Annotated in this window: 13 protein-coding genes; all 13 read left to right on the top strand. The window is 52.0% G+C overall.

Annotated elements, in window-relative coordinates; all coding sequences use genetic code 11:
• Window positions 1-35: 35 nt before the first annotated feature.
• Window positions 36-566 carry a DUF721 domain-containing protein gene (locus ACNA05_RS13100; protein ID WP_415811960.1) on the top strand — a complete coding sequence of 177 codons (531 nt, stop codon included), beginning with the start codon at window positions 36-38 and terminating at the stop codon, window positions 564-566.
• A 1-nt stretch (window position 567) separates the two neighbouring features.
• Complete coding sequence (locus ACNA05_RS13095; RefSeq protein WP_415811959.1) at window positions 568-1,356, top strand: thioredoxin domain-containing protein; 789 nt, start codon at window positions 568-570, stop codon at window positions 1,354-1,356.
• A 119-nt stretch (window positions 1,357-1,475) separates the two neighbouring features.
• Entirely contained in the window at window positions 1,476-1,952 is a 477-nt protein-coding gene (gene dps, locus ACNA05_RS13090; protein ID WP_415811958.1) for a DNA starvation/stationary phase protection protein Dps, read from the top strand.
• Between the two features lie 243 nt (window positions 1,953-2,195).
• Complete coding sequence (locus tag ACNA05_RS13085; RefSeq protein WP_415811957.1) at window positions 2,196-2,936, top strand: thioredoxin domain-containing protein; 741 nt, start codon at window positions 2,196-2,198, stop codon at window positions 2,934-2,936.
• 5 nt (window positions 2,937-2,941) lie between these two features.
• Window positions 2,942-6,394: a chromosome segregation protein SMC gene (smc, locus tag ACNA05_RS13080; protein ID WP_415811956.1), complete on the top strand. Its 3,453-nt coding sequence runs from the start codon at window positions 2,942-2,944 to the stop codon at window positions 6,392-6,394.
• Between the two features lie 227 nt (window positions 6,395-6,621).
• Window positions 6,622-6,957 carry an AtpZ/AtpI family protein gene (locus tag ACNA05_RS13075; protein WP_415811955.1) on the top strand — a complete coding sequence of 112 codons (336 nt, stop codon included), beginning with the start codon at window positions 6,622-6,624 and terminating at the stop codon, window positions 6,955-6,957.
• Between the two features lie 9 nt (window positions 6,958-6,966).
• Entirely contained in the window at window positions 6,967-7,731 is a 765-nt protein-coding gene (locus ACNA05_RS13070) for a F0F1 ATP synthase subunit A (RefSeq protein ID WP_415811954.1), read from the top strand.
• Window positions 7,732-7,770: 39 nt separating this feature from the next.
• Entirely contained in the window at window positions 7,771-7,998 is a 228-nt protein-coding gene (locus ACNA05_RS13065) for a F0F1 ATP synthase subunit C (RefSeq protein ID WP_415811953.1), read from the top strand.
• A 33-nt stretch (window positions 7,999-8,031) separates the two neighbouring features.
• On the top strand, window positions 8,032-8,583 hold the full coding sequence (locus ACNA05_RS13060; protein ID WP_415811952.1) for a F0F1 ATP synthase subunit B family protein: 552 nt from the start codon (window positions 8,032-8,034) through the stop codon (window positions 8,581-8,583).
• A gap of 13 nt (window positions 8,584-8,596) precedes the next feature.
• Window positions 8,597-9,097, top strand: coding sequence for a F0F1 ATP synthase subunit B family protein (locus tag ACNA05_RS13055; protein WP_415811951.1), 501 nt, complete (start codon window positions 8,597-8,599; stop codon window positions 9,095-9,097).
• A 157-nt stretch (window positions 9,098-9,254) separates the two neighbouring features.
• Window positions 9,255-10,361: a PD-(D/E)XK nuclease family protein gene (locus ACNA05_RS13050; RefSeq protein ID WP_415811950.1), complete on the top strand. Its 1,107-nt coding sequence runs from the start codon at window positions 9,255-9,257 to the stop codon at window positions 10,359-10,361.
• Between the two features lie 9 nt (window positions 10,362-10,370).
• Entirely contained in the window at window positions 10,371-11,036 is a 666-nt protein-coding gene (locus tag ACNA05_RS13045) for a hypothetical protein (protein WP_415811949.1), read from the top strand.
• A 17-nt stretch (window positions 11,037-11,053) separates the two neighbouring features.
• A complete protein-coding gene (locus ACNA05_RS13040; protein ID WP_415811948.1) occupies window positions 11,054-12,322 on the top strand; it encodes a M24 family metallopeptidase in 1,269 nt (422 codons plus the stop codon).
• Window positions 12,323-12,326: the final 4 nt, after the last annotated feature.

The raw sequence follows: 12,326 nt of genomic DNA, 5'->3' as shown, positions 1-12,326 counted from the left end.
ACGCCTCGACTTCAATGGGGGAAAAGGGAACTCTTATGACGATCACGCGCGAAGACAGACAAAAAATCAATCGCTGGCTGGAAAGCCAGCGGGCGCGGCCGCAATTTCGCAGCACGCCTTCTGCCGGAATGGCGGTCTCGCGGGTCATGCGTCCTTTATCCAAAAAATATGGCGGCGGCTCCTCGGCTCTGTCCCTCGCCCGCCTCTGGCCTGAAATTGTCGGCGAGCGGTGGAGCAAAATCTCCTCCCCTGTCCGGTTTACAACTGGGCGAAGCGGACGCACGCTAGTTATTTCCGCTCCCGGGGCGGCGGCGTCTCTTATTATGGCGGCAAGTGGGCCAATAATTGACCGGCTCAATACGCATTTAGGGCCGGACCATGTCAAAGCGATTAAAGTCGTTCAAACTAAAATGCGCACAGACGGCGCGAGCGTGAAAACAAAGCGCGGCCTTCGCCCGAGCGAGGCGCTCCGCCTCCGCGAAAGCCTGAACTCCGTTGAAAACGAAAATCTAAAAGCGTCTCTAGAAAGATTAGGGCGCGGAATTCTGACGAAAGACGAAAATTGATATGTCTAAATTATTCTTGACCTCAAGCATTTTGGCTACAGGGCTCTTTGCGCTCACGACTGTTAGCTCATTTGCGCAAACGACTCCAAAATCGACCCCCATTCCAGAAGACCCGATAGAAACCGCCCCAGAAACATTGCCAACAGACGAAGTCGACTTTGTGTTCAGCGAAGCCCCGGGCGATCATGTTATAGGGTCTGACACCGCCCCCATAACTATGATCACTTATGCCTCTGTTACTTGCGGCCATTGCGGCAAGTGGTTCCAGGATGAATGGCCTGTCGTAAAACGTGAACTCATCGAAACGGGGAAAATGCGCTTTGTACTACGTCCCTTACCGACGCCTCCGGCCATGTTGTCCGTCACCGGGTTTTTAATGGCGGAATGCGCGCCGGAAGAGGAGTATTTCTCCTCTATTGAATATCAAATGAATAATCAGGAAACCATTTTCGAGGCAGCGCAAAATGGAACAGTTCAAGAGGAATACAGCAAGGTTGCCGCGCAAGTCGGACTTAATAATGATGAAGAAATCAACGCCTGCCTCAGCATACCGGAAAATATGGCGCGCCTTCAACTAAGCCAAAAACGCGCCGATGCAGCAGAAGTCCAGGGCGTCCCCGCTTTTTATGTTGGTGGCCAAGCCTATAAAGGAAAGCAGGACGGAACGACTCTCGTCTCTCTTATCAGTTCAATGTATGAGTCCGGACAGTCAAACCTGCCTGAAAGCGCTTTGAAAAAAGACGCCGCTCACGAAACCGAAGAAGGGCATCATCACGAGCATGAAGGTTAACGGCCTCACAAGTGCGACATAATGCTTTTAGGGGGAACCAGACACCCAATTGTATCGTAATAAAGTCGTAAGGTCGCCTAAAGGCGGCCGCAAGTTTATAAATATGTACGGAGAGTATTATGCCTAAAGCCTATGTAAACCGCCTTGATGATGAAGCACGCGAAAAATCTATCTCACTCTTGAAGGATAATCTGGCGATTGCGCTGGATTTGAGCTTTGCGACGAAGCAAGCTCATTGGACCCTTAAAGGCCCAAGCTTTATCGGATTGCATGAATTGATGGATCAGGTTGCCATGCACATTCGCGAGGCGTCTGATATGATTGCCGAAAGAATTGTTATTCTTGGCGGACAGCCGCACGGTTCCGTTCAAGCCGTTAGCAAGGACACGAGCCTCGACGCCTACCCTGTCGATATCACTGACCAGAACAAGCATGTCGATGAAGTGACCTCCCGTCTTATGGCGTTTGGCGCTTCGCTCAAAGACGCGCTGGACGCGGCCGGAGAGATTGGCGACGAAGATACGGCAGATTTGTTTACCGAAATAAGCCGCACCGTCGATAAAGACGCCTGGTTCGTAGGAGCCCATAACAAATAGGCCCCACGCCAAAATCCAAAAAATTAGACTTAGAGCGCCCTCTTCTGAAGGGCGTTTTTTTATGTTCAAGACAAATTCGGCCTGTGGATATCACGCAAACGAAACGATTTTTGACCCGCTTTCGAGACAAATATGCGTAAAATGCGTGAATCCTCCACAGTTTCGTCCTAAATCGGCTTATATCCTCCGACTTATCCCCCTAGGCCTTATTGCCATCACACTGAAAATTGCGAGACTTCCCTTATGACCGATTCGTTTACACCTGATTCCCTTCGTCGCTCCGTCCTGACTGCACTCGTCGGGGGGGTCGCCGCTATTTCCCTTATCGCCTGTGGTGGGGGTGACACATCCTCAACAACGGCTGCCAAGGGCGACCCGTCGCAATTTGAATTAGCCAATGATTACGGGATCGGCGCCGAAGACGCCCCGGTGACACTCGTCGAATACGCCTCCGTTACTTGTCCGCATTGTTCTAATTGGAGCAAAACCGTCTATCCCGACCTTAAAAAGAAATATATCGATACGGGTAAGGTTCGTTACATTTTCAGACCCTTCCCAACACCGCCGCAAGATTTGGCGGACGCCGGACACATGATCGCCATGTGCTCAGGCGATGACAAATTCCTGACAAACATCAAATATCAATTTGAAAACCAAGAGCAGATCCTGAATATGGCTCGCGCTGGTGACGCCCGCAAAGCTTATGTCGGGATAGCGAAAAACTCCGGCTTGTCGGAAGACGAATTTGCAGAGTGCATCACGAACCCTGACATTCAAAAAGAATATCAGGCTATCGTTCAGAGCGGGATTGATGCAGGCGTAACAGGCACACCAGCCTTTATCGTCAACGGCGAATATACCAAAAAAGCGCCAAGCGGCGATGCGTTCTACACGCTCGAATCCATCGAAGAAGTAATCCTTCCGCTCCTCGGTGAGTCCGCTCCGGCAACAGACTCGGCGGAAACAGAAGAAGCTCCTGAGTAACTTTCATGGGGTCTTTGGTCTTCAATCAGATAAAGCTCGCGGGGTTTAAATCCTTCGTCGAGCCGACTGATTTCCACATTGAGCCCGGCCTAACCGGGATTGTGGGGCCAAATGGCTGCGGAAAATCCAACCTGTTGGAAGCTATACGCTGGGTGATGGGGGCCAATTCCGCCAAAGCCATGCGCGCGGCGGGCATGGATGACGTTATCTTTAACGGTACCAAAACCCGCCCCGGCCGTAACCAAGCCCATGTCACACTTACTATCGACAATAGCGCGCGGATTGCTCCGCCCGCTTTCAATGACGACGACATACTCGAAGTTATGCGCGTCATTACCAAAGGCAGCGGCTCGAAATATAAAATCAATGGCAAGACGGTTCGCGCCAAAGATGTTCAGCTTCTCTTCGCCGATGCCTCTACCGGGGCCAACTCTCCGGCCCTTGTTCGTCAGGGACAAATCAGCGAGTTGATCGCCGCCAAGCCGTCCAATCGCCGCCGCATCCTCGAAGAGGCCGCCGGGATTTCTGGTCTTCACACACGTCGTCACGAGGCCGAACTGCGCCTTCGCGCGGCGGAAACCAACCTTAATCGGCTCGACGACATTATTGGCCAGATTGAAGGGCAGCTCTTATCGCTTCGGCGTCAGTCCCGTCAGGCGACACGCTATAAGCGCCTCGCCGGAGAGATAAACGAATATAAGGCCCTACTCTGGCTAAAACGCTGGATCAGCGCGATCGATACGCTCGCCGCCGCGACGGAAGCCTCGACGGAATGTGAAAACCGCGTCGCCGATACGGCAACCAAAGCCACGACGCTGACCCGTCAGGCGACAGAACTCGCAGGTTTGCTGGAGCCGAAACGCGAAGAGCAAATCATTGCCGCCGCCGTATTGGGGCGTTTGAACGCGGCCAAAGAAGCGCTCGAGGCCGATGAAGAAGCCGCGAGTTCCGAAATCCAAAAACTGGAAGCCCAGATTAAAGACCTAGCCTCTGATCTGGAACGCGAAACCGGAATTGTGCAGGACGCGGAAGAAGCCGAAAAGTTGTTGAAAGAGGAATTTGATCGCTTGTCCGCCGTGGCAGATACGTCTGCCGCCTTGGACGCCGCCGCCGACGCAGCTTCCGAAGCCATTAAGACTCGCTCCGCCCTTGAAGCCGATTATAACGAATTAACCCGTCAGGCCGCGGATCAAAACGCCCGCCGGGAATCCGCTGAACGCGAACTTTCCCAGGCGGAAAGCCGTCTGCAACGCGTCACGCTTGAACGGGACAATACGCAGGACCGTCTTGCGGGCATGAGCAAGGACGGCGGATCATCAGGTAATCTGTTTGCCGCTGGCTCCAAAGACGCTCTCGCCGCATTAGAGGCTGCCCGCGCCGAAGAACAAAACCTCGCCAAGGCGCTGACTGCCGCCGAAGAAACCGATCAGGCCGCGCGCGACGCCCTCTCCAAATCCCGGCAGGCGCTATCAGGACTTTCCGGAGAGCGGACGGCGCTGGAACGTATGCTCGCCCGCGCCCAGGCCGGAACCTTTGAGCCTGCCCTCAATCAATGCCAGGCCAAACCCGGATATGAAACAGCCCTCGCCGCCGCGCTCGGCGAAGATCTCGACGCCGCCGTTGGGGGAGACGCCGCGCTACGCTGGAGCGGCGCGTCCGTTTCCGATCAGGCGCTGCCGGGCGGAGCGAACCCGCTCAGCGACTATGTCTCTGCGCCAAGCGAATTGGCCGCAAGGCTCTCTCAAATCGGAGTCGTCGACAGCGCGGATATTTCGACGCTGGCCCCGCAGCTCAAACCTGGACAGCGCCTCGTCACGCAAAACGGACAACTCAGCCGTTGGGACGGTTTTGAAATGGCCGCCGGCGCAGAGACTTCTGCTGCCGTCAAACTAAAGCAACAAAACCGTCTGACCGAAATCACGGCCGAAATTGAAAGCGCGGAGCAAAAGGTCGAAACAGACCAAAGCGCATTCGAAATTGCCCGCGCCGCCCGCAACGAGGCGCAGGAGTCTGTCCGGACTGCACGGCGGGCCCTACCCGATCTTGAGCGAGCTGAACGCGCGGCGCAAGCGGCGTTATCGCAATATGAAACCGATGTCGCCCGCGCCAATGCTGAACGCCGCAATCTGGAAGACCGGATAGAACGGCTCGACTCAGAGCTTAAAGAGCTGACCGCGCAGCGCGACGCGGCCCAAGCCAATCTGGACGGTCTCGGCGCGGTCGAAGACGTTTCCGAACAACAAGAGGCGTTATCCGAAAAACTGAGCGACGCCCGCGCCGCCGCGGACGAAGCCGGGGCGACTTACCGTAGCCTGAAAAACGAAACCGAGGCCCGCGCCGCCCGCCTGAAAGCCGTGGAAAAAGAGCGCGCCGATTGGGCGAAACGGTCCGCAACCGCGGCGCAGCGCGTCTCTCAGCTGGAAGCCCGGGCAACTGCCGCCAAAACCACTTTGAGCGCCGCCACAGATGGGCCGGATAAATTTGCAGATCGCCGCGCGCGTCTGTTCTCTGAACTTGAAAGCGCGGAAACGCGCCGCAGCACCGCGGCAGACGCTTTGGCCACAGCCGAGACTCAATTGAAAGAAGCCGAGAGCGCTGCCCGCGAGGCGGAACAAGCCCATTCCGCCGCCCGCGAAGCCCGCGCCGGCGCCGAAGCCCGCAAAACGGCGGCGCAGGAACGCATCGCAGAAACCAAGGCGCGCATTAACGAAACCCTATCCTGTGAGCCATCAGAGCTGAAACAACATCTCGGCGACCTCTCCCCTGAATCCGGCCTGTCCGAAAATGACATCGAGAAAAAACTCGACCGCCTCTCCGTCGAACGCGAAAAAATGGGCGGCGTTAACCTGCGCGCCGACGAAGAAGCGGCAGAGCAAGAAGAACGCCTCTCGGCTATGAATGAAGAGCGGCAGGATTTGATCGCCGCCATCGCCCGCCTGCGAGAAGGCATTGATGAGCTAAACCAGGAAGGCCGCGAACGCCTCTTGAAAGCCTTCGATGTCGTCAATGGTCACTTCGGACGTTTGTTCACGACTTTGTTTGGCGGCGGCGAAGCCTCGCTCGCTTTGACCGAATCGGACGACCCGCTCGAAGCCGGCCTTGAAGTCATGGCCCGTCCGCCCGGCAAATCCCTGAAAGCGATGTCGCTCCTCTCCGGCGGCGAACAGGCTCTGACGGCGACCGCCCTTATCTTTGCGGTCTTCCTGTCCAATCCGGCCCCGGTCTGCGTCCTCGACGAAGTCGATGCGCCGCTCGACGATGCCAATGTGTCCCGCTATTGCGACCTTCTCGACGACATGAAGAAACACACCGACACCAAATTCATCGCGATTACCCATAACCCGGTGACAATGAGCCGGATGGACCGCCTCTTCGGCGTGACCATGGCCGAACAGGGCGTCTCTCAACTCCTCTCTATCGAATTGAACGCGGCGGAGCAGCTTGTCGCGGCGGAATAAGACACCAGCACACTCTTCTTTCCATGAGTCTAAGGAAGATAAGATGCGACATATGAGACGCTCTGCACATTTCTTGGAAAATCGTTTTTTTACAATGCCTTACAACCTCTCAACTGCGGTTGACTTAATTAGGCCCCTTGGGTAGGTTCCGCGCGCTTTCGGAAGGGAGAGTTGGAGTGTCATTGGGGCATTTCGGGTCGAATAGATGGGGGCAAAGAACGAACGTCATGACAGAAGGTCAAAACCGCCAGACACAAGAGGCAGACAAAGCCGCGCTTAGCGCTCTCGGTGACAAGCTGAGAACCAAAAAGCCGCAGCCGGACCAGCCCAAACTTGTCGAAGGCACTTCCAACCTGGCGGTCGGTCTCAAATATGCCAGCGAATTTACCGCGGCAGTCCTGGTCGGTGCAGCCTTTGGCTATTTTGCCGATAAATTATCAGGATGGTCGCCATTCGGTTTGCTGGTCGGGTTATTTTTAGGGCTGTGCGCCGGCGTTATGAATGTCGTGCGGGCCGCCAAAGATGGTATGGACGCTCCGGTTGAAAACACCGAAGCGGATTAGGAAAGCAAGATGATTTTTGCCCTAGATCCGATTAAACAGTTTGAGATCCACAAAATGGGTCCGACTCTGAAAATCGGCAATTTCGACCTCAGCTTCACCAATGCGTCCCTGATGATGCTGGTTACAGTTGGCCTAGTTGTGCTGTGGCTTCTTCTGTCCACGAATAAGCGTTCTTTAGTTCCGACGCGGGCGCAGTCTGTCGCTGAAGTCACTTATGAATTTGTCGCCGATATGATCCGCTCTGCCTCCGGAAAAGACGGTCTGCGGTTCTTCCCCTTCGTCTTTACGCTCTTTATCTTTATTCTCTTTGCCAACTTGCTTGGAATGGTTCCGTTCTTTTTTACAACGACCAGCCACATTATCGTGACCTTTACCCTCGCCATGATGGTGATGACGCTTGTGATTGGGTATGGCGTATATAAAAACGGCTTTAAATTCCTCAAAATCTTCTGGCCGTCAGGCATTCCGATAGCCATCCTGCCATTCGTATCGCTGCTAGAGATTATTTCCTTCTTCTCTCGCCCGATCAGCCTTTCTGTTCGTCTTTGGGCCAATATGCTCGCGGGACATATCCTGCTAAAACTCTTTGCCGGCTTCTCCATTATGATGGTGACGGCCTTTGGCATGTTCCCCGGATTACTTGGCGCTCTTGTCCCGTTCACGCTGACACTGGCGCTGACCCCCCTTGAATTTCTCGTGGCCTTCGTTCAGGCTTACGTTTTCGCTCTTTTGACCTGTGTGTATCTTTCAGATGCGCTTCACCCCGGTCATTAAAAACACTGCAAATTAACCGCTTTTCCTAAGGAGATCATCATGGAAGCAGAAGCAGCAAAATACATCGGTGCAGGAATTGCCTGTCTCGGAATGGCCGGCGCCGGTATCGGTCTTGGCCACATCTTTGGTAACTACCTGTCAGGCGCTTTGCGTAACCCGTCTGCCGCTCAAGGTCAGTTCTCGAACCTCATCTTCGGCTTCGCCGTGACAGAAGCCCTCGGCATTTTCTCATTCGCCGTTGCTCTAATCTTGATGTTCGTACTTTAAGTTACGACTTTTAACGTTGTTTGAAAGCTCGCTATGACAGCCAGTGTTATCGGTATTGGAATGATGCTCGCAGCAGCTCCGGCAGGAGCCGCTGACAGCGCAGGAGAAGCGGCCTTCCCGCCGTTTGATCCGACCTATTTCGCCACCCAGATTTTCTGGCTGTTACTCAGCTTTGCGCTTCTTTACTTTCTCCTTTCGCGGATTTTCCTTCCGCGTATTGGCGAAACCATCGAAGAGCGTAGCTCCCGCATAGCGGATGATCTGGATACGGCGTCCCGTATGCAGGCCGACGCGGAGCAGGCTGAAAGAAATTACGAAAAGGCTTTGTCCGACGCCCGCGCCAAGGCGCATAATGTCGCTGAAGCCACGCGCCAATCCGTTGATGCGGAAATTCAGGCGGAATTGGACGCAGCAGACAAAGAGGCTGAGAAGCAAGCGGAATCAGCTGAGAAGCATATTCGCGACGTTCGAAACAAGGCTCTGTCTAATATCGAATCCGTAGCGGCCGAAGCGGCGCAGGCCACTGTCGAAGCCCTCACCGGTAAGAAGCCGACTTTGGCTTCCGTTAAATCCGCTCTGAACTAGGAAGGGTCAGACCATGCATTTTGATTTTGATCCCGGCAGTCCAACCATCTGGGTTTTCCTGGCCGTCATTCTATTTTTTATCGCGCTGGGATATTTCGGCGTTCACAAAAAAATTGCTTCGGCTCTGGATACTCGCGCAGATAAAATTCGCGTTGAACTCGAAGAAGCCCGCCGCCTCCGCGAAGAAGCTCAGACCCTTCTCGCCTCTTTCCAGCGTAAGCAAAAAGAAGCCGAGAAACAGGCCGAGTCTATCGTCAAGCAGGCCCGTATAGACGCCGAGAACATGGCGGCTCAGTCACGCAAGGATTTGGCGGATCGTCTTGAGCGCCGCGCTCAACAGGCCGAAGCTAAAATTCAAAACGCCGAAGCCCAAGCGATGGCGGATGTGAAGTCCAAAGCCGCCGATATGGCTGTGAATACAGCTGAAGCTCTAATGCGTAAAAATATGAAACCCGCCGATCATTCCGCGCTCATCAAAGACGGAATTACGCAAATGGGCAAAGTCATGAATTAGGCGTAACACCAATTTGAATAGAATAAGCCGTCCTTCGGGGCGGCTTTTTTATTGGGTTTTTTGTTTTATAGGTAGCAACTAGACAGGTGATAAAGGACGTGACAACTTAGACAGGCAAAATCACTTGTCTGATATTCTATACAATGGAAACAAATATATGCCTAAAATTGCCAATGGTCGACCTAATCTTTTTGATTTTGCGACAAGTGAATTATCACAAGATGCATTCATATGTTGGTTAGTGAGCTGGGCAGATGCCAAATTTGAAAAAACTAATGCTGATTTGTACAATGTTTCGCGAAAGTTCTTGGCTAGGTTAGCCGATTTAGAAGATATCTCCAAACACGCTAAGATTGAGGTGATGCGTCAATATAAAAATATTGATATTTTAGTTTCAGTTGAGAACATTTCAGATGAAAAGAATTATCTTATTTTAATAGAAGATAAGACATCTACCCGCGACCATGGAGGACAGCTAAACAGATATTATTCCAAAATTTTTAAAGAAACCCAAGGGGACGACCAGAAACACTTAGATTGGAGGGTGAAGCCTATATATTTCTTCACTGGCGACGAAGGAAATGCAAATCGTGTAAAACAATCTGGATATACGCCGTTTAATCGAAAAAAATTTCTAAAAATTCTGCGACAAGGAAAAAATATAAAAAATGAAATTTTTAGAGATTTCACCGATCGGTTAGAAATAATCGAAAGTCGAACTTTAGCTTACAAAACTACTCCCCTAAAAGAATGGACATATCACAACTGGCAAGGTTTTTTCTGGGCCTTATGCGAGAATCTAAACGAAACTAACAAATTCAATGAGACTGGAGAAGGAGCCGATTTTTTTCATGTTCCAAATCAAGGCGGTGGCTTTCTAGCCTGTGTATTTCCATTGATTCCGAAAACGTGGTCGCTGAACCGAGGTGACGAGAGCAAGCGAGATATTTACTGCCAACTTGAGGCAAGAAGAAGTAGTAACGCAGACACCTATTTTCCTAACTTCACTGTGCGATTAGCCACTGATAGTAAAAATGAAACGCAAGCTTTCCGCGGAGAAATCAGACCGGAGTTAAGAAAGGTATTTAACGGTCACTCTTACAAGCAGGCAAACCGTCTCGGCAAAAGCACTTGCGTTCTGATATTTGATGATATTTTTCAAATCAAAGATGACGGAAAAATTGATTTTGACAAAACCATGGACTCAATTACAAATCTTAGGAGCACAGCCAAACAGTTAAGTGAGTTCGAACCAAGCCACTAAATTACAACTATGAATCAAGATTCGATACCCAGAAAAGTACCTATTATATTTTTAACTGAAGTCTTAGATGACGAATTGTTAGAGTTAAAGCTTCGGATCTCAAAACTTCATAATTGCTTCCCAAAATTTTTATTATCTAGCACGTCTGCTGAGAGTGACACCCAAGAAGAAACTACAAATCATACCGATGAAAGTCACTATTTCTCAGATATTCTTCAAGACCCATCCCCAGAAAATTTTTTAGGGGCTGATATTTCTCGGGTCTCAACTTCTCCTGCTTCTGTCATAATCGTTATTCCGGCAAGACAGTTTTTGAAAGTTCAAAACGACTTGGGGCTTATTCTATTGCAATTAAGAGAAGCTAAAATACTCACGACTCTTGTGATGTATGATTTTTTTGTTGCAGGGCTGAACAGACCTCACATAGCATTTAAAAAGTTTATAGAAGCGGAAAGCCCCACCTTCTTCAATCAGTACTATTTGAGGCTAAAAGACTTCATGAATACATTGGAGCATTCACCATTTTACAACAGCGACATGAAAATGGAGGTGCTGTGGCCAACTTTCTTGGACGTGATAGAACAGACAATCAAACAAGCTATACAATCAAGCTTGCTCGTAGAAACTTATGCCGAACGGCTATTCGCTTATGCTACACAGAATAATAGCTTTTGAATAGAGGACGCTGCTATATGATCCAAATTTCAAAAAGAGACATCCTAATAGGCGCCGGCGCGCTTGGACTAGCCGGATTGCTCCCTTCACAACGGGCTTTTGCGCAATCTCCGAAAGTAGACAACGCACTTCCCAACCTCGCCGCCAACGTAAACCCCATCACAGCAGCTGAGCACCAATCTCGCATTGAGAAGGCCCAACGCCTGATGCAGGAACAAGGCGTCGGCGCTCTGGTCGTCGAGGCGGGCTCGGCCCTCACCTATTTCACGGGCATTCGCTGGTGGCGCTCTGAACGCTTCACCGGCGTCGTCATTCCGGCGCAAGGCGAGTTTACGGTTATCACGCCGTTTTTCGAAGAGCCGTCCATTCGGGAATCCATGAAAATCGGAGATGACGTCCGCACTTGGCACGAAGATGCCTCGCCGTTCAAATTGATTGTCGACGTCCTTCGGGAAAACAAAGCTCTGAAAAAACCTGTCGCGATTGAAGAAACCACGCGGAATTTCATTTCGACCGGAATTAATGCGCAAAAAGCGGGCGTGAAGCTCGTTTCCGGTCAGCCGATTACGCGCGGCTGCCGGATGTTCAAATCCGCGGCAGAACTCGCCCTCATGCAAACGGCAAATGACATCACCTTGACCGCCTATCGTGACATCTATCCGAAAATCGAGGCCGGTATGACCCGCCACGACATTTCCGCTTTGATGAACAAGGCCACGACAGCCCTCGGCGGATCTGTCGAATTCTCGCTCGTGCTGGTCGGGCCGTCCAGCGCCTATCCGCATGGCAGCGACATTGAGTATGAAGTGAAAGAAGGACAGGTCATCCTCATGGATTGCGGCTGTAGCGTGCATGATTATGAATCCGATATTTCCCGCACATGGGTTATGGGCGAGGCGAGCAAAGAGCAACGCGATGTCTGGAATACAGTCAAGCGCGGACAAGAATTAGCGCTTGAAACCGCCACACTTGGCGTACCTGCCGGGCGCGTGGATGACGTGGTGCGTAAATATTATGACAGCCTTGGATACGGACCCGATTATGCCGCCCCCGGCCTGACTCACCGCCTCGGCCACGGCATTGGCATGGACGGGCATGAACCTGTTAACTTCGTGCGCGGCGAGACAACTAAGCTCGCCCCCGGCATGTGTTTTTCAAATGAACCGGGGCTTTACCTACCCGGCAAATTCGGCGTCCGCCTGGAAGACTGTCTTTATATGGGTGAGGACGGACCGGTGCTCTTCTCCCCGCTTTCCAAATCTATTGACGATCCATTTGGTGTTTAAATCA

The organism is Litorimonas haliclonae (assembly GCF_965138505.1).
Classification (GTDB): domain Bacteria; phylum Pseudomonadota; class Alphaproteobacteria; order Caulobacterales; family Maricaulaceae; genus Litorimonas; species Litorimonas haliclonae.
The sequence above is the reverse complement of the archived record's forward strand: the minus strand, read 5'-3'. Positions and strand labels throughout refer to the sequence as shown.

Coding starts and splice junctions, on each gene's coding strand:
- ACNA05_RS13100 (WP_415811960.1), top strand. CDS start 36: ATGACGATCACGCGCGAAGACAGACAAAAAATCAATCGCTGGCTGGAA.
- ACNA05_RS13095 (WP_415811959.1), top strand. CDS start 568: ATGTCTAAATTATTCTTGACCTCAAGCATTTTGGCTACAGGGCTCTTT.
- dps (WP_415811958.1), top strand. CDS start 1,476: ATGCCTAAAGCCTATGTAAACCGCCTTGATGATGAAGCACGCGAAAAA.
- ACNA05_RS13085 (WP_415811957.1), top strand. CDS start 2,196: ATGACCGATTCGTTTACACCTGATTCCCTTCGTCGCTCCGTCCTGACT.
- smc (WP_415811956.1), top strand. CDS start 2,942: ATGGGGTCTTTGGTCTTCAATCAGATAAAGCTCGCGGGGTTTAAATCC.
- ACNA05_RS13075 (WP_415811955.1), top strand. CDS start 6,622: ATGACAGAAGGTCAAAACCGCCAGACACAAGAGGCAGACAAAGCCGCG.
- ACNA05_RS13070 (WP_415811954.1), top strand. CDS start 6,967: ATGATTTTTGCCCTAGATCCGATTAAACAGTTTGAGATCCACAAAATG.
- ACNA05_RS13065 (WP_415811953.1), top strand. CDS start 7,771: ATGGAAGCAGAAGCAGCAAAATACATCGGTGCAGGAATTGCCTGTCTC.
- ACNA05_RS13060 (WP_415811952.1), top strand. CDS start 8,032: ATGACAGCCAGTGTTATCGGTATTGGAATGATGCTCGCAGCAGCTCCG.
- ACNA05_RS13055 (WP_415811951.1), top strand. CDS start 8,597: ATGCATTTTGATTTTGATCCCGGCAGTCCAACCATCTGGGTTTTCCTG.
- ACNA05_RS13050 (WP_415811950.1), top strand. CDS start 9,255: ATGCCTAAAATTGCCAATGGTCGACCTAATCTTTTTGATTTTGCGACA.
- ACNA05_RS13045 (WP_415811949.1), top strand. CDS start 10,371: ATGAATCAAGATTCGATACCCAGAAAAGTACCTATTATATTTTTAACT.
- ACNA05_RS13040 (WP_415811948.1), top strand. CDS start 11,054: ATGATCCAAATTTCAAAAAGAGACATCCTAATAGGCGCCGGCGCGCTT.